The 17,230-nt window shown below is 63.5% G+C and carries 15 protein-coding genes; 7 read left to right on the top strand and 8 right to left on the bottom strand.

Annotation, left to right across the window (positions count from 1 at the left end; genetic code table 11):
- Positions 1–147: 147 nt before the first annotated feature.
- On the top strand, positions 148–2,421 hold the full coding sequence (locus tag AAIH46_RS15910; protein ID WP_430306950.1) for a methyl-accepting chemotaxis protein: 2,274 nt from the start codon (positions 148–150) through the stop codon (positions 2,419–2,421).
- Between the two features lie 97 nt (positions 2,422–2,518).
- On the opposite strand, the gene AAIH46_RS15905 is transcribed toward AAIH46_RS15910, so the two are convergent.
- The 6 genes from AAIH46_RS15905 to AAIH46_RS15880 form a co-directional block, all read right to left on the bottom strand.
- Positions 2,519–3,274 carry an SDR family NAD(P)-dependent oxidoreductase gene (locus AAIH46_RS15905; protein WP_430306949.1) on the bottom strand — a complete coding sequence of 252 codons (756 nt, stop codon included), beginning with the start codon at positions 3,272–3,274 and terminating at the stop codon, positions 2,519–2,521.
- Entirely contained in the window at positions 3,267–4,151 is an 885-nt protein-coding gene (locus tag AAIH46_RS15900; RefSeq protein WP_430306948.1) for a polysaccharide deacetylase family protein, read from the bottom strand. The genes AAIH46_RS15905 and AAIH46_RS15900 overlap by 8 nt, the downstream gene beginning before the upstream one ends.
- A gap of 17 nt (positions 4,152–4,168) precedes the next feature.
- Positions 4,169–5,896 (bottom strand): dipeptide ABC transporter ATP-binding protein, encoded by a 1,728-nt coding sequence (locus AAIH46_RS15895; protein WP_430306947.1) that lies wholly within the window; start codon positions 5,894–5,896, stop codon positions 4,169–4,171.
- Positions 5,893–6,768, bottom strand: a complete 876-nt coding sequence (locus AAIH46_RS15890) for an ABC transporter permease (protein ID WP_430306946.1) — start codon at positions 6,766–6,768, stop codon at positions 5,893–5,895. Before AAIH46_RS15890 ends, AAIH46_RS15895 begins: the two co-directional genes overlap by 4 nt.
- Entirely contained in the window at positions 6,768–7,739 is a 972-nt protein-coding gene (locus tag AAIH46_RS15885; protein ID WP_430306945.1) for an ABC transporter permease, read from the bottom strand. The genes AAIH46_RS15890 and AAIH46_RS15885 overlap by 1 nt, the downstream gene beginning before the upstream one ends.
- Positions 7,740–7,817: 78 nt before the next feature.
- Positions 7,818–8,519, bottom strand: a complete 702-nt coding sequence (locus tag AAIH46_RS15880; RefSeq protein ID WP_430306944.1) for a creatininase family protein — start codon at positions 8,517–8,519, stop codon at positions 7,818–7,820.
- 195 nt (positions 8,520–8,714) lie between these two features.
- Here AAIH46_RS15880 and AAIH46_RS15875 point away from each other — a divergent pair, with 195 nt between their 5' ends.
- From AAIH46_RS15875 to AAIH46_RS15865, 3 genes are all read left to right on the top strand, one after another.
- Positions 8,715–9,287, top strand: a complete 573-nt coding sequence (locus AAIH46_RS15875) for a MarR family winged helix-turn-helix transcriptional regulator (protein WP_430306943.1) — start codon at positions 8,715–8,717, stop codon at positions 9,285–9,287.
- Complete coding sequence (locus AAIH46_RS15870; RefSeq protein WP_430306942.1) at positions 9,284–10,876, top strand: ABC transporter substrate-binding protein; 1,593 nt, start codon at positions 9,284–9,286, stop codon at positions 10,874–10,876. Before AAIH46_RS15875 ends, AAIH46_RS15870 begins: the two co-directional genes overlap by 4 nt.
- A gap of 72 nt (positions 10,877–10,948) precedes the next feature.
- The gene (locus AAIH46_RS15865; protein WP_430306941.1) at positions 10,949–11,911 is read left to right on the top strand and encodes an isoaspartyl peptidase/L-asparaginase family protein; all 963 of its coding nucleotides are present in this window, start codon (positions 10,949–10,951) and stop codon (positions 11,909–11,911) included.
- 59 nt (positions 11,912–11,970) lie between these two features.
- Here AAIH46_RS15865 and AAIH46_RS15860 read toward each other — a convergent pair whose 3' ends face one another.
- Together AAIH46_RS15860 and AAIH46_RS15855 are read right to left on the bottom strand one after the other, a co-directional pair.
- Positions 11,971–12,876, bottom strand: coding sequence for a PfkB family carbohydrate kinase (locus AAIH46_RS15860; protein ID WP_430306940.1), 906 nt, complete (start codon positions 12,874–12,876; stop codon positions 11,971–11,973).
- A 173-nt stretch (positions 12,877–13,049) separates the two neighbouring features.
- On the bottom strand, positions 13,050–14,201 hold the full coding sequence (locus AAIH46_RS15855) for a LacI family DNA-binding transcriptional regulator (RefSeq protein ID WP_430306939.1): 1,152 nt from the start codon (positions 14,199–14,201) through the stop codon (positions 13,050–13,052).
- A gap of 215 nt (positions 14,202–14,416) precedes the next feature.
- Between AAIH46_RS15855 and AAIH46_RS15850 the strand changes: the two genes are divergently transcribed.
- The 3 genes from AAIH46_RS15850 to AAIH46_RS15840 all read left to right on the top strand — a co-directional run bounded on the left by AAIH46_RS15850 (position 14,417) and on the right by AAIH46_RS15840 (position 17,034).
- Positions 14,417–15,259 (top strand): ABC transporter substrate-binding protein, encoded by an 843-nt coding sequence (locus AAIH46_RS15850; protein WP_430306938.1) that lies wholly within the window; start codon positions 14,417–14,419, stop codon positions 15,257–15,259.
- Positions 15,260–15,322: 63 nt separating this feature from the next.
- Positions 15,323–16,246 carry an amino acid ABC transporter permease gene (locus tag AAIH46_RS15845; protein ID WP_430306937.1) on the top strand — a complete coding sequence of 308 codons (924 nt, stop codon included), beginning with the start codon at positions 15,323–15,325 and terminating at the stop codon, positions 16,244–16,246.
- Entirely contained in the window at positions 16,246–17,034 is a 789-nt protein-coding gene (locus tag AAIH46_RS15840) for an amino acid ABC transporter ATP-binding protein (RefSeq protein ID WP_430306936.1), read from the top strand. The genes AAIH46_RS15845 and AAIH46_RS15840 overlap by 1 nt, the downstream gene beginning before the upstream one ends.
- The last annotated feature ends 196 nt before the right edge of the window (positions 17,035–17,230 follow it).

Below are 17,230 nucleotides of genomic sequence, written 5' to 3'. Positions count from 1 at the left end.
GGAGCGATTGTCGTAGAAATTGAAGGCTTCAGAGTATTGAATGCAGATTCGCTCACGAAATCTTTCGAGCACCTTCTAAAATTCACTAAAAGTTGAACATTGTGATCGATGTTCTCCCCGACTAGGGCACTTTGGCTGGGGGACATAATGACGGCCGGTACGACAATTAGACGACCTCTCTGGGTTACCATCACGGCATGCGGCTTTGCGGCAGTGCTGTTCACCGGCGCACTGATCGGCGGAAGCGCCTGGGTCCGCCAGAACGCGGCGACCCAGGATACGCTGGATCGCGAAGCGAAGGGCGACAGGGCGCTCATCGAAACCGATATGCTCGCCCAGAAGAAGGCCGCTTCGGCACTCGCCATGGCGCTGGCCGGCGAGCCGGATATCGCCGATCTCCTGGCACGCGGCGCGCGTGACGAGATCATCGCCCGCTACGCTACCTCGATGCCGGGCATCGTCGCCGAAGGCAACATTCAGCTGATCACCTTCGTCAACGCCAAGGGCGAAGCCGTCGCCCGCGTTCATACGCCGGACAAGTTCGGCGACGACATGAAGGGACGTCGCAAGACGATCGTCTCGGCGCTTGCCAGCGGCAAGCTGGTCGCCGGCACCGAACCTGGCCGAAACGCCGTCAGCATGTTCGCATCCGCGCCGGTCATCCGTAACAACACCGTGGTCGGCGTTGTCGATACCGGCACGAGCCTGACCAACGACTATTTCAAGCCGCTTGCAGCCCGGATGGGCGGCGAGATCGGTGTCCATGTGATGGTCGACGGCAAGTTCCAGAAGCAGACTGCAACGTCGGACCAGACCTTCCTGTCGGAAGCCCGACTGGTGGAAGCTCTCGACGGCAAGCCGGTCCGCGAGCAGGTGACGAGCGGCGATCGCAGCTTCCTCGTCGAAGCAACACCGATCACCAATTTCTCGGGCGAGAAGATCGGCGTTCTGGAGATTGCCTCGGATGTGACGTCTGTCGTCAACGATGCCGCTTCGACGATGTGGACCACCGTGATCGGCACGATCGTCGTGTCGCTGGTATCGCTGCTCGGCTTCCTCTTCTTCGCCCACCGTCTGGGCGGCGCAATCTCGCGCCTCACCGGTACGATGTCCAAGCTCGCCTCGGGTGATCTCGATGCCAGCGTGGAAGGCGAAGGTCGTCACGACGAGATCGGCGCAATGGCGAAGGCCGTGCGGATCTTCAAGGACAACGCGCTGAAGACCAACGAACTGGAACGCCAGGCGGAAGAACAGCGCAACCTCACCGAGGACCAGCGCCGCCGCAACGCCGAGGACGAGCGCCTGCGCGCCGATGCCATGGCCGAAGCGACGACCGGACTTGCGACGGGCCTCAAGCATCTTTCGGCCGGCGACCTGACCTTCCAGCTCGACCGTCCGTTCGCCGAGCATTTCGAGAGCCTGCGCGTCGACTTCAACACTGCCGTCGAGCAGCTCCGCGGCACGCTGACCTCGGTTGCCCAGGCCACCAGCTCGATCGATGGCGGCTCGCGCGAGATCAGCCAGAGCGCCGACGACCTGTCGAAGCGGACCGAACAGCAGGCAGCCTCTCTGGAAGAGACGGCCGCTGCCCTGGACCAGATCACTACCAATGTCTCCAACTCGTCCAAGCGTGCCGAAGAGGCTCGCTCGGTTGCCATCCAGGCCAACGAAAGTGCCCGTCATTCCGGCGCGGTGGTTTCCAATGCCGTACAGGCCATGGGCCGCATCGAACAGTCGTCGGGGCAGATCGCCAACATCATCGGCGTCATCGACGAGATCGCCTTCCAGACCAACCTCCTGGCGCTGAATGCAGGCGTCGAGGCGGCACGAGCCGGTGAGGCCGGCAAGGGCTTTGCCGTCGTCGCTCAGGAAGTTCGCGAACTGGCACAGCGCTCGGCGCAGGCTGCCAAGGAGATCAAGGACCTGATCGGCAAGTCCTCCGTCGAAGTCGGCACCGGCGTCAAGCTGGTCAGCGATACCGGCGAGGCGCTGAAGACGATCGAGAACTACATCGTCACGATCAACCAGCACATGGATGCGATTGCCACCTCGTCCCGCGAGCAGTCGGTCGGGTTGTCCGAGGTCAACACGGCCGTCAACCAGATGGACCAGGTGACCCAGCAGAATGCCGCGATGGTGGAAGAGGCCAATGCCGCCGGTGCGACGCTGGCCACGGAGGCCGGCCGACTGCGCGAACTGATCGGCCAGTTCCAGCTCGGCAATCGCGCAGCGGTGCAGAGCGCTCCGGCACAGGCGGCAAGCCTGCGCAAAGCAGCTTCGATGATGTCTGCCTCGCAGCATTCGGCGCCGTCTGCGTCGCCGGCTCGCGGCATGGTCGGCAAGCTCGCCCAAGCCTTCTCGGGCCGCGGCTCGGCGGCAGCAGCGCCGGCGGCCTCCGCCGACAACTGGGAAGAGTTCTGATCGCGTCGGACACGGCATCGTCCAGACACAGAAGAAGGCGGGGCTGCCAGACAGCCCCGCCTTCTTCTTGTTGCGTTCTTCGGTGCGCTTCAGCCGTTCATCGCACCCACTGCATCCCGTCGATCTGGATATCCTGCCCGGTCATGAAATTAGGCTCGGCGGTCGCGAGGAAGGTGACGACGCTTGCAACGTCCTGCGGCGTCCCCACCCGTTTCATCGAAATGCCGGCGGCCAGCTGCGCTTCGCGGGCATCGATCATCGCATTGGACCGTTCCGTCTTGATGACGCCGGGGCAGACGGCATTGACGACGATCTCCGGCGCCAGCTCCTTGGCGAGCGCCCGGGTCATGCCGAGAATGCCGGCCTTCGCCGCCGTATACGAGAACTTGCTGACGGCGCTGGTGACGCCGCCGGTGTGGGCGTTCATCGACGACATGTTGATGATCCGCCCGCCGCCGTTTCGGCGCATCACCGGCACGACAGGCTGGATGTAGTTGAAGGCGCCCTTGAGGTTGATGTCGACGGTAGCGTCGAATTCTTCCTCCGAGATCTCCAGGATCCCCTTCGGCATCGGCCGCCCTGCGTTGTTGAACAGCACGTCGATCCGCCCCCATTGGGCATCGACCTCACCGACGATTTCGGCGGCGCGATTGTGCTCCCGCACATCGGCGACGAAGGTCAGCGCCTCGCGACCGAGATCGTGGATCTCGCCGGCGGTGCGGGTGAGATCATCCTCGATCAGGTCGACCAACACGATATCGAAGCCACGGCTTGCCAGATCCAGCGCGCAGGCGCGACCGATGCCGCGGCCACCACCGGTGACCAGCGCCACCTTGCGGGTCGTCTCAGCCATCGGCATTCTCCTTGGCAAAGCGGGCGATGTCGGCATGCGTGCCGAACCAGACGCCTTCGTGCCCCTGGATGTGGCGGATTAGATCCTCAAGGATGAAGATGCGCGAGCGATATCCTGTGACATGCGGGTGCATGGTCAGCAGGAACAGCCCGCCTTCCTGATAGGCGCGGTCAAATTCGCGCTTGAAGATGTCGAGCACCGCCGGTGGCGGGGTGTAGGGGCGGTGGGCGGTGAAGCGGTTCATGTTGAAATACACCGCATCGTCGCGGATCCACTCGACCGGCAGCTCGACCATCCCCGTCGGCTGGCCATTCTCGACCAGTTCGTACGGATCATCGTCGGCCATCAGGGACGAGTCGTAGAGGAGGCCGAGCTCGCGCTCGATCTCCAGCGTCACGGCGGAAAAATCCCAGGACGGTGTGCGCATGCCAACCGGGCGGACGCCGGTGATCTTCTCCAGCGTGTCGGCGGCGCGCAGATGCAGCTCGCGCTCGTTCTGCGGCGGCACCTTGGTGTTGACCTCGTGGATCCAGCCATGCAGGCCGATCTCGTGACCTTCGGCGATGACACGCTTCTGTTCGTCGGGGTAGAGGAGGGCAGCCACAGCCGGCACGAAGAATGTCGCCGGAACCCCGGCCTTCTGCAGCGTCTCAAGAATGCGCGGCATGCCCCTGCGGCTTCCGTACTGACCCCAGGACAGCCGGCCGATGGACTCGCCGCCGTCCCGCAGTTCGTTGGTCTCGTGGTCGCTGTCGAAGGAAAGTGCGACGGCGCAGCGCGCACCGTCCTTCCAGGCTTTCGGCTTCAACGAGCGCCCGGCCCGCACCTTGTCGACCTTGCCGCGCCAGGTGGCCTCGTCCCATTCCCAGGGTTCCATCTGTGGTTCTCCCATTGTTATTCGGCGGCCTGAGGCAGCACCGGTACTGCCGCCAGCAGGCGTTTCGTGTAGTCGTGCTGCGGGTTCGCATAGATCGCGCCGGCATCGCCTTCCTCGACGATCAGGCCCTGATACATGATGGCGACGCGGTCGCAGAGATGACGGACAACCGAGAGATCGTGGCTGATGAACACCAGCGACAGATCGAGTTCCGATCGCAGGCGGATCAGCAGATTGATGATCTGCGCCTGGATGGACACATCGAGCGAGGCGACCGGCTCGTCGCAGACGACGACATCCGGCTGCATGGCGAGTGCCCGCGCAATGGCGATGCGCTGACGCTGGCCCCCGGAGAACTGATGCGGGAACCGATTGGCAAAGGTCGGATCAAGCCCGACCGCCGCCAGCCACTGCTGCACGTAACCCTGTGCATCGGCGCGGCTGACGAGCCGGTGGGCGAGGGGACCTTCGGCAACGATGTCGCCGATCCGCATGCGGCCGTTCAGCGAGGCGAACGGGTCCTGGAAGATCGTCTGGATGCGGGTGGTGATCTTCGAGGGGCTGCGTCCGCGGCTCATCACCGGCTGGCCATTGAGCCTGATCGTGCCCGAGGTCGGCACGGTGATGCCGGCGGCCATCCGGCCGAGCGTCGATTTTCCGGAGCCGGATTCGCCGACCAGCCCCAGCACTTCGCCGCGCTTGACGGTGAGCGACACGCCGCCGACGGCCTGGACGAAACTCGGCGGCTGCGACAGGCCGGACTTGATCGCCAGGTTCCGGAACAGCCCTGCCGGCTTCTCGAAGCGCTTCACGACATTGTCGATGACCAGATACGGGCTGCCGAGCGGCGGCAGGTTGGCGGTCGCGGACTTGCGTGGCGGCGGTGCCGCGTCAGCGATGCCGCTGCCGCGCAGCAGCAGTTCGCCGGGCTTGGCGCGCGACGGCAGGGCGTCGAGCAACGCCCGCGTATACTCGTGCTGGGGCTTCGTCAGGACGCCGAGCGCCGGGCCGATTTCGACGATGTTGCCGGATTTCATCACCGCGACCCGGTCGGCAATCGACGAGACGATCGCCAGATCGTGGCTGATCCAGATCAGCGCCGTACCGAGTTCGGAAACCAGCTCCTTCATCTCGACCAGGATTTCCGCCTGGATGGACACGTCGAGTGCCGTGGTCGGTTCATCGCAGATGATCAGCTTTGGCCGATGCAGGAGGGCGATGGCGATCGCCACGCGCTGCCGCATGCCGCCCGAAAACTGGTGCGGGAAGAAATCGACCTTGCGTTCCGGATCGCTGATTCGGACCTGCGCCAACGCCTTGATCGCCCGTGCCCGCGCATCGGTGGCGCTGATGCGTCCGTGTGCTTCGAGTGCCAGCCTGATCTGCGTGCCGATGCTGAGCACCGGGTTCAGCGTCATCATCGGATCCTGGAAGACCATCGAAATGGTCTTGCCACGGATGGCGCGCAGCTCGCGGCTCGGCAGGCCGACCAGCTCGCGGCCTTCGAGCTTGATCGAGCCCTCGACGATGCGGCCCGGCTCGTCGATCAGGCCAATGATCGAAAATCCGGTGATCGATTTGCCGGAACCGGATTCGCCAACCAGGCCCAGGACTTCGCCAGGGGCGATGGAGAAGGAGACGCCATCGACGGCCTTCACTTCGCCGCGGCCGCTCGGGAACCAGGTCTTGAGGTTGGTGACTTCCAGCAGCGGCGTCGTCTGTTGTGTAGTGAGAGTATCTGTCATCGGCGGAGCCTCGGGTTGAGCTGGTCGCGGATCTGGTCGCCGACGAGGTTGAGCGAGACGATGAAGAGGATCAGCGCCACGCCCGGATAGATCGAGATCCAGTAGCGGCCCGACAGGAGATACTGGAAGCCGTTGGCGATCAGCATGCCGAGCGAGGGTTCGGTCGGCGGCAAGCCGACGCCGAGGAAGGAGAGGGTGGCTTCCAGCGAGATCGCGCTTGCCACCTGCACCGTCGCGACGACGATCAACGGCGGCAGCGAGTTTGGCAGGATATGCTTCAGCACGACGCGCCAGGGTGATAGCGGGATCGACAGCGCTGCCTCGACGTAGTCCTTCTGCCGCTCGGCCGCCGCAGCGCCATGGGCAGTGCGGACAAAATACGCGTACTGGGCAAAGATCAGCGCGAGGATCAGCTGGTAGCGGCCCTGGCCCAGCATCGCCGCGATGACGAAAGCAAGCAGGATTGCCGGAAACGACAGCTGCAGGTCGACGATCCGCATGACGAGGCTTTCGAAGCGGCCGCCGATATAGGCTGCAGCGCATCCGACCACGGCTCCGACGACGAAGGCAACGCCGCCGGCAATCACGCCCATCTGCAGCGAAATGCGCAGGCCGTAGATGATCGCCGACAGCAGGTCGCGCCCCTGAGAATCCGTTCCGAGCCAATGCGTGTAGCCGGCGGTGCCGACATAGCCCGGAGGCCGCCGGGCATCCCGCAGCACCAGATTGGCAAGATCATAGGGGTCCTGGGGCGTCACCAGCGGTGCGATCAGCGCGATCAGCACGATGATGAAGACGACGGCGGCAGCACCAGTCGCCACCTTGTTGCGGCGGAATTCGCCGAGGAAACGGGAGAGCGGAGTGTCGCGCATCAGGCACGCCCCTTTCTCAAACGCGGGTCGAGGATCGCATAGGTGAGATCGACCACGAGGTTGATGACGATGAACAGGAGGGCGACGAGCATCAGGTAGGCGACCATGACAGGACGGTCGAGCGAGGTGATGCTGTCGATGATCAGTTTGCCAAGTCCGGGCCAGGAGAAGATCGTCTCGGTGACGACGGCAAACGCCAGCGTCGAGCCGAGTTCCAGGCCAAACACCGTCACCAGCGGGATCGAGATGAGCCGCAGCACGTGCCGCCTCAGCACCGTGAACTCGGACAAGCCGGCGGCTCGGGCGAATTTCACGGTGTCGCTCAACATCAGTTCGCGGGTGCCGGCGCGTGCCAGCCGGATCATCAGCGAGAACTTGAAGAGCGCCAGGTTGAGCGCCGGAAGAACCATGTGCGCAAGCCCGTCACCGGTGAGGAAGCTGAAGTCGACGCCGAACAGGCTGACGGTCTCGCCGCGTCCGCCGGCCGGCATGCAGCCGCACTGCACGGCAAACACCATGATCAGCATCAGGCCGAACCAGAAGGTCGGCACCGAAAAGCCGAGGATCGACAAGGCCATCACCGCCCGCGAAATCGGGCTGTTCGGCCGGTAGCCGGCATACATGCCGATCGGGATGCCGACGAGGCTGGCAAACAGCACGGCGGCAAGCGTCAGTTCCAGCGTCGCCGGCAGGCGCGACAGGATCAGCTCGCTGACCGGCATGTTGTAGACGAAGGAGCGGCCGAACTCGCCGTGCAGGATGCGCCCGACAAAGGTCAGGTATTGCTGCCACAGCGGCTGGTCCAGGCCGTACTGCGCGATCACTGCAGCGCGGATGTCCTGCGTCGCATCAGGCGAGATCAGCACGTCGATGGGATTGCCCACGGCATAGACGCCGCAGAAGACGAGCGCCGACATCGCGATGACCACGATCACCGCCTGCCAGAGCCTTTGCAGAATGAATCCAAACATTCGTTCCCAGTTCTCCCGCCGTTTGCGGGCTTTGCCCGTCTTGCGCGGGCTTGGAAATGTATCGCAGTTGCTAGCGGGTCAGTGCCAGTCGCTCTCCAGGAGGCCACGCGTTTCCGACACGGCAACCTCCCAGATCGTCATCATGTCCTCGTCGGGGCGCTGGTAGAGACCATGGTAGTTGCCGTCGCCAAGCAGCGTGCGCTTCTGGTCGGCACCGACGCGGGCGAGGGCTGCAAAGTCGATCTTCGGCTTCGAAACCGTCGGCTGGCGCTCGTCGCTGGTGCGTGTCCACGGAAAGTTTTCCATCCACGAGGCGTGCGAGGCGGCCGGATCGATCTCCTGCACCTTGGCCAGTGTCTGCGGCGCCCGCCACCAGTCATGGAACTTCACGGAGGCGTCCGGGTGGGCGTTCAGCCACTCTGAGATCACCACGGTCGCCGGCATGTTGCCGCCATGACCGTTGACCACAAGGATGCGGCGGAAGCCCGAGCGGTAGATGCTGTCGAGCAGGTCGCGGATGACGCCGATATAGGTGGCGACCGACAGCGTCAGCGTTCCGGGGAAGGTGGCGAACGACGAGGCGAGGCCATAGGCAAGAACCGGGAAGACCGGGATGCCGAGCGGTTCGGCAGCATCCACCGAGACCTTTTCAGCGAGGATCATGTCGGTCGCGAGGCTCAGATAGGCGTGCTGCTCGACACTGCCGATCGGCAGGATGCAGCGATCGTCCTGTGCTGCCCGCTCTTCCACCTGAAACCAGTTCATGTCGGCGATCTTCAATCTGCTCTCCTCATTCTCGATGCCTTGCCCGCTCCCCGCGAGGCGAAACCTTTCGCATCGCACAAGATTTGTGCTTCCGGCAGCAGTGCGCTCACCGATGCAAAGTTCCATACGGGACTAAAAAAAGAAATTGACAGCCATTTATCCGCACGTCAAGTTCCATACGGTACTAGCTTTTGGATAACAGGCGAGGATGTGAAGACATTGAAACGGTCACGCGGTCCATCACTGGAGACGCTGTTGCAGGAAGGCGGCAAGTCCGCTGCCGGCCATCACGGCGTCGAGGATCTCGTGTCGGTCAAGCTCTGGCAGAACCCCTGCTGGCTGTCCTTTCGCATCAACTTTCTGGCGCTGCAGTTCAATGAGCCGATCTATCGGCACATCGAGAAGGAACACGGCCTGCCGCGGCCGGAATTCGTCGTTCTGTATTCGCTCGGCCTTGCCGACGGGCTGACGGCGAGCGCCATCTGCAGTTCCTCGGGCTTTCCCAAGAACACGATCAGCCGGGCGATCCAGAAGCTGATCGACAAGAACATCATCCGCCGCGAAGTCGACCAGGCGGATCTGAGAAGTTTCGTCCTCTACATCACCGAAGAGGGCAAACGCATCGTCGACCAGGCCATGCAGCCGATGGTGGAGCGCGAGAACCTGATGGTCTCGTCGCTGACGCCGGCCGAACAGCTGATGCTGTCGGAACTGCTGGCCAAGGTCGTCGTGGATTCACCAAGCTGGCCATCAATGACAACAATAGAGGAGAACGAAGAATGACGATTTCCAGGACCTTCCGGACGACGCTGCTCGCCGCCGCACTGCTGGGTGGCGTATCGACCGCCGCACTTGCCGCTGATCTGACCGTTGGCGTGCGCGCCGGCCCGCTGTCGATCGACCCCGACTTCACCGCCGCCGGCACCCATGCCGAAGCGATGAAGCACATCTACGATTCGCTGATCAAGTCGGGCAACAACCTTGAGCTCGAGCCGGGTCTTGCCACCAGCTGGACGGCTGTCGACGACACGACCTGGGAGTTCAAGCTGCGCTCGGGCGTCAAATTCCACGATGGCTCCGACTTCACCGCCGAAGACGTGAAATTCTCGATCGAGCGCATTCCGCGCGTCACCGGCCCGAACCCCACGACCATCTATGTGCGCCGCGTCAAGGGCGTCGAGATCGTCGATCCGCTGACCATCCGCGTCAAGACCGACGGCCCCGCACCGACGCTGCCGAACGACTTCATTCGCCTGTTCATCGTCTCGCATGTTGCAGCCAAGGATTACTCCGACAGCGCCGAGAAGGCAGCCGAAGGCTTCAACTCCGGCAAGGCGGCGATCGGCACCGGCCCTTACAAGTTCGTCTCCTGGACCCCCAAGGAACAGCTGGTGATGCAGAGCTTCGACGGCTACTGGGGCGGCAAGGAGCCGTGGGACAAGGTGACCCGCAAGGAGATCCCCAATGATGCGGCCCGCGTTGCGCAGCTGAAGGCCGGCCAGGTCGACCTGATCGCCCGCATTCCGGCCTCCGACGTGCCGACGTTGGAAACCGACAGCAAGCTGACCGTGGTTCGCCAGGACAGCGTCTACCTGTTCAACATGGCCTTCGACTTCCGCGAAAAGTCGCCGCAGGTCAGCGCCAAGGACGGCTCGCCGCTGCCGAAGAACCCCTTCCTCGACCCGCGCGTGCGTGAAGCCTTCGATCTGGCCATCGACCGCGAAACGATCACCGAGATCGCTATGGAAGGCATGGGCGCCGTTCAGTCGCAGCTCGTGACGCCGAACATCTTCGGCTACAACCCGGATGTGAAGCCGACCAAGTCGGATCCCGCCAAGGCCAAGCAGCTGCTCGCCGAAGCAGGTTACCCGAACGGCTTCAAGGTGGCCTTCTCGTTCACCAACGACCGCCTGCCGGGCGACAAGGATGCCGGCACCACGATCGCCCAAATGCTGACCGCGATCGGCATCCAGGTCGAAGCAAACGCACAGCCGGGCGCCGTCTACTTCCCGGCCAACACGCGCGGCGACTACTCGCTGACCATGTCCGGCTGGGGCACGCTGACGGGTGAGGCGAACTACACGCTGTCGTCGCTGGTTCACACCAACGATCCGGCCACCAAGCTCGGTGCCTTCAACGTCCGCGGTTACTCCAACAAGGCGATGGACAAGCTGATCGAGGCTGCCGCCGTCGAGATGGATGCCGCCAAGCGCGAGCAGCTTCTGAAGGATGCCAACGCTCTGGTGGCAACCGATCGCCCCAACCTGACGATCGCCTCGATCGTCTCGGCCTGGGGCATGAAGAAGACGATCACCATCGTGCCGCGCTCTGACGAAGACACGCTGGCCATGAACATCCGGGCTGCGAAATAACCTCCCCCAACCGGAGGTCACTGGCCGGGCATTGCGCCCGGCCTTTTTTATGAAGGCGAATGGGAGGATCCAATGACGAAAACGGCACTCGCAATTCACGGTGGCTGCGGCGTGATGGCCAAGCTCGATCTTAGCGAAGCCGAATGGGCGGCCGCACGGGTCGACCTGCTTCGGGCACTGAAAGCCGGCTGGGCGATCCTCAGCAATGGCGGTAGCGCACTCGATGCGGTCCAGGCGTGCGTCGTCGTGATGGAGGACAGCCCGCATTTCAATGCCGGATATGGCGCGGCACTCAACGCCAATGGCGAGCACGAACTGGACGCCTCGATCATGGATGGCGCGACGCTGGAAGCTGGGGCCGTGACGCTGGTGCGGCGGATCCGCAATCCGGTGAAGGCGGCGCGCCGGGTGATGGAAAAGGGCGATGCGGTGCTTATGGGCGGCACGTCAGCCGATGATTTCGCCAAGGCTGAGGGTCTCGATGTCGTCGAGCCCGAGTATTTCACCACGGAGCGGCGCGTAAAGGCGCTGGCATCGATGAAGGCGCATGCGGCGGCGGGCACGGCAGCAAAAGCCAGCGAGTCCGAAAAGCATGGAACGGTCGGCGCGGTGGCGCTCGATGCGGCGGGACATCTGGCGGCGGCCACCTCGACGGGCGGCTATAACAACAAGCCGGCCGGCCGTATCGGCGACACGCCGATCGTCGGCGCCGGAACCTACGCACGCGACGGGCTCTGTGCCGTCTCCGGCACCGGCAAGGGCGAATTCTTCATCCGCTATGCTGTCGGCCACGAGATTGCCAGCCGCATCGGCTACCTGGGCGAAAGCGTGCAGCAGGCCGCCGACAAGGTCATCATGGAGGACCTGAAGCCGCATGCGATCGGCGCCGGTCTCGTCGCCGTCGGGGCCGATGGCTCGATCGCCGCGCCCTACAACACCGATGGCATGTTCCGCGGCTGGGTGACGCCGGAGGGAGAGTTCTTTGTCGGAACGCATGGCGATGTCCATGCCTGCGATCCGTCTTCCGCGCCCTGAGCGTGACCTGATCGGGCGGCAGGAGCGATCCTGCCGTCCTGCAATACAGACCTTAGTGGTTACGCCACGGCGCCGATGTCCGTCTCCGGCGGACCTGCCGCCGGGCGCGTGGCGCGATAGACCTCGTCGAGCGTCATCATGTTCGACAGGTCGACCGCCATCGGAGCGGCATGCCCGAAGGCGCCGCGCATCAGGCAAGTACTTGCGGCCGCCTCAGCCGCGCGGCTAAGAATGTCGTCCGGGTGCTGATCGTTCAGCAGCCCCACCAGCACGTTGGCGATGAACGTATCTCCGGCTCCCAATGTATCGACTGCCTCGACCGGCTGGGCGGATGCCTCGAACAATCCCTGATCGCCGAGCAGAAGTGCACCCTCCATGCCCCGCGTCACGAGGCTCCAGCGAGCGCCGTCCGCCCGCGCCCGTTCGGCGAGCGCCACGGCCTCTGCACGCGAAAGGCCACCGCCGGAAAATGCCAGCAGAAAGCAGTGCGGCGCCACCCGGGCGATGCGGTCGGGATCATGGACCGTCGCCAGATCGTAGGACACCTTCACCGCCCGGCTGAAGCGCGGCAACCAGGCGTCGACATGGCTCGAGCGACCGGTATGGACCGCGTCGAACTGCGACAACTGCGCAAGATCGCCTCCCGAAGGCGCGATGATCGAGGGGCCGAGATTGGCGCCGACGAAGACGCGCTCGCCCTCCTGCGTCTCGATCACGCAGTAGGCGGTCTGGCCGGGCTCCATCCGCAGCATCGACACGTCAACGCCTTCCTCGACCAGCGCCGATCGGATCAGGCGGCCCGCATCGTCGTCGCAGACGGCACCGGCATAGGCGGTCTCGGCTCCGGCACGGCGGGCAAAGACGGCGTGATTGACGCAGTTACCGCCGGGGAACATGAGATCCTGGTCACGATAGCAATCCACGACATTATCGCCGAAGGCGAGGATTCTGACGGTTGAAGACATTCGAAGTTTCCTGAGCAGGCAATGAGAACGTTCTCATTTAATAGGCTGCTTCTGGAAAGGCAACAGGCTGCGGATCGAGGCAAGAGCCGGCACGTGCCAAGGATGCGGTTGATGGTGGCGGTTGATGGGCGAGGAGCGCTAGCAAGCGCGCAGCAGACGGACCTGTCGAGAGGTCAGTGGGCTGCGACCTTGAGTGGAGCGACCGAGCCTCGCTCGATCAGTTCCGCAGGCATCAGCACCGTGCGCGCCGGGTACTCTTCGCCGCGGATCCGCTCGAGCAGCATGCGCGCGGCGGCCTCGCCCATTGCCAGGCGCGGCTGTGACACGGTGGTGATGCCTGGCCTCAGAAAGCTCATCCAGTCGAGATCGTCGAAGCAGATCAGCGACAGGTCCGACGGTATCGACAGCTTCAGCCCGGCAATCGCGCGCATGGCGCCCTCCGACATCGTGCCGTCGGTGGTGAACAGCGCGGTGGGCCGATCCGGCTCCGTCAGCAGGGGCGGCACGACCGCCTGTGCGGCGAGCGCCGAATAGCTACCGGCCCGCAGGGTCAGGCGGGGATCGATCGGCAGGCCGGCGATCCGATGGGCGCGGATATAGCCGAGGAGGCGCTGCCAGCTGGGATAGAGCGTCTCGCTTTCCACCGGTTCGCCGGCGATGGCGCGTTTGAGGAAGGCGTCGAGACCGCCGCTCTCTTCATCCACAAGTTCGGCGACGATGCCGATCCGCCGGTGGCCGGCGGCGATCAGATGACGCACCGCATGTTCCGCCGCGGCGATGTTGTCGGTTGCCACTCGATCGACCATCAGTCCGGCGACAGCGCGATCGATCAGCACCAGCGGCACGCCCATCGCCTGAAGATTGAAGAGATGCCGTGCCTTGCGCGTATCACTTGGCGTAACGATCAGCCCGTCGACCTGCTTCTGCGCCAGGAGCTCGACAGACAGCACTTCCTTGGACTGGGCTTCGTCGCTGTTGGTGATCAGAAGCCCGAAGCCGTTGGCTTCAGCGACGTTGGAGATGCCGCGCAGCACCGAGGCGTAGAAAGGGTTCTGGATGTCGCCTGCAACCACCCCGATCGTACGCGTCTTGCCGGTGATCAGGCTGCGGGCCAGCGCGTTCGGTCGATATCCGAGCCCTTGCGCTGCCTTCAGCACCTGCTCCTTCTTCGCCTCGCTGGTATATCCGTATCCACCCAGCACGCGTCCCGCCGTCGCCGTCGAAACGCCCGCCGCCCGCGCGACATCTGCGATTGTCGCCTTGCCCTTCGGAGTCAATGGATGATCCTTCTCACATACGTCTGTGTGGAAAAGAGAATATTTCATGCGCGCGACGCTCGTATCTGAGCGATAGAACAATCGTTTAAGGAGATCGGCGGTCGATTTCAACGGAATAACGCGGCAAAGCTTGCCTACAGGGTGCTTGACGGACGCCGCATCTCGATGTCACATATGTGAGAACGTTCTCGCTACGAATTCAGTTAAAAGGGAACTCGAGAACGCTGTGCGGCCGGCAGGCCTTGTTCAAATAGGAGGATTCCATGATCAAATCGATTCTGACGGGTTGCATTCTGACGCTGGTGATGGGCATGCCGGCAATGGCCGATGTCATCCCGGCCCTGCACGATGCGCTGCCGCAGGAATACAAGGACAAGGGCATCAAGGCTGCCGTCTTCAACGATTGGGCGCCGGACGAATTCGTCGATGCCGATGGCCAGCTGAAGGGCTGGAGCGTCGACATCGCCAAGGAAATGGAGAGCCGGCTCGGCGTGCCGTTCCATTTCGAAGGCACCAGCTTCGACGCCATCATCCCAGGCATCCAGGCCAAGCGCTTCGACGCCGGCTTCTCGTCTTTCGGCACGACGGCGGAACGCCTGAAGGCGATCGATTTCGTCGCGCAGCGCAAGATCGGCACGTCGTTTGCCTATCCGCAGGACAGCAAGCTCGACATCAAGGTTTCTTCCGACGTCTGCGGCCTGACGGTCGCCGTGTTGAACGGTTCCTGGGACCTCGGGCTCCTGGAGAAACTGAACGCCGAAGAGTGCAAGGAAAAGCCCGTCGTCATGCAGACGCATGGTACGCAGGCGCAGGCGGAACTTGCGGTGCGCTCGCGGCGTGCCGATGCGACCGTCGCTGGTTCGGTGAAGCTTGCCTACATGGCCAAGCAGACCAAGGACCTCAAGGTTTCCGAGCTTGTGCTGTCGCCGGTCAACAGCTGCATCGGCCTGCGCAAGGGCGATCCGCTCGGCCCGATCATGCGTGATGCCATCCAGTCGATGATCGACGATGGGACCTACGAGAAGATCATGGCCAAGTGGGGCATCGCCGATTCCGGCATGCTCACCAAGGCACTCGTGATCACCGAGGAAAACCCGGACCTGTAAGATCGTCGCCCGCCCCGGGACCGCTCGGGGCGGGATTTTCGCGGTACTAGCTAGGAAGACCAGATGTCGCAACCTCCCTCTCAACGTCCCTCGATTCACGATGTGAAAGCGATTGCCATACCGAAGATCGGTCACTGGGTCGGCGGAGTGGCGCTTGCGGTCTTCGTGGTGATCTTCCTGCAGGTGCTAGTGATCAACAAGAACATGCAGTGGGAAGTGGTCGGGCAGTACATGTTCAACCGGTCGATCCTGTCCGGGCTCGGCACCACGCTGCTTTTGACATTCCTCGCCATGGTGCTCGGCCTGCTGATCGGCGTCATCCTCGCCGTCATGCGGCTGTCCGGCAGCAAGGTCTTCCAGGCCGCCAGCTGGGGCTGGATCTGGTTCTTCCGGGGCGTGCCGCCGCTCGTCCAGATGGTCTTCTGGTACAATCTGGCGCTTCTCCTGCCGGAAATTTCGATCGGCGTGCCGTTCGACGGTCCGAAGCTGATTTCCTGGCAGACCAATGACCTGATCACACCGTTCAGCGCCGCCATCATGGGCCTGGCGTTCACCGAGAGCGCCTATGCCGCGGAAATGATCCGCGCCGGCATCCAGGCCGTCAGCGGCGGCCAGACCGAAGCGGCCGCAACGCTCGGCATGACCCGCTGGCAGCTGATGCGCCGGATCGTGCTGCCGCAGGCGCTCCGGATCGTCATCCCGCCGATCGGCAACGATACGATCTCGATGCTCAAGTTCACCTCGCTGGTCTCTGTCCTGGCCCTCCCGGATCTCCTCTATTCGGCGCAGCTGGTCTATGCACGCACCTATCAGACCGTGCCGCTGCTGCTTGTCGCGACCATCTGGTACCTCGTCCTGACGACCATCCTGACGATCGTCGAACATGCCGTCGAACATCGGCTTAAATCCGAACACCACTCAAGCACCGGGAAATCGGGTGGGTTTTCCTTCTTCCGCCTGTTCGGCCGCCAGCAGGAGGCATTGTGATGAACGACCAGATGACGGCGGCGCCTCTGCTGAAGGTCGAGCGACTGCGCAAGAGCTTCGGCACCCACGAAGTCCTCCAGGGCATCGATCTTGCGGTCAACCGCGGCGACGTGACCTGCATCGTCGGCCCCTCCGGTTCAGGCAAGAGCACCCTGCTGCGCTGCCTCAACTATCTCGAAAAGCCGACCGGCGGCGCGATCTTCCTGCACGGCGAGCCGGTCGGCGTGAAGTGGAAGGGCGCCAAGCTTTATGAGATGAGCTTCAACGAACTGGCGCGCCAGCGTCAGCGAATGGGCATGGTCTTCCAGGGTTTTCATCTCTTCCCGCACAAGACGGTGCTGGAGAACGTCATCGAAGCGCCGATGCTGGTGAAGGGCGAACCGCGGGCCAAGGCCACCGACAAGGCCATGCTGCTCCTGGAGCGGGTCGGCATGAAGGAACGCGCTCATTACTATCCGGCACAGCTTTCCGGCGGGCAGCAGCAGCGCGCCGCAATTGCCCGTTCGCTGGCCATGGAGCCCGACGTCATGCTGTTCGACGAGCCCACCTCCGCGCTCGATCCGGAACTGGTAGGCGAGGTTCTGGCCGCAATGAGGCAGCTTGCCGACGACGGCATGACCATGGTCGTGGTGACCCACGAAATGGGCTTTGCCAGGGACGTGGCGGATCACCTTATCTTCATGGATGGCGGCGTGATCGTCGAGCAGGGGAAGCCGGCGGACGTGCTGACGAACCCGCAGCAGGATCGCACCCGCTCCTTCCTCGCCCGCGTGCTTGCGGAGGCTTAAGCCTCGTCCTGGCCGAAGCCTGTTGGGCATCGGCCAGGATGCAGCCAAGGAACCACTTGAAGCGGGCGACCGGTTCGCCGGTCCGCTCGACCTGCATGCGCAGCAACGTTCTGCACGATCTCTTCCACCCGTCCGCAAACTATTGCAGAACCTCAACGCCGAAGCGTTCCTTCGAGCGGAAGTGGTTGTTGAGAGA

The organism is Rhizobium sp. 0TCS1.26 (assembly GCF_050455525.1).
Lineage (GTDB): Bacteria > Pseudomonadota > Alphaproteobacteria > Rhizobiales > Rhizobiaceae > Neorhizobium.
The sequence above is the reverse complement of the archived record's forward strand: the minus strand, read 5'-3'. Positions and strand labels throughout refer to the sequence as shown.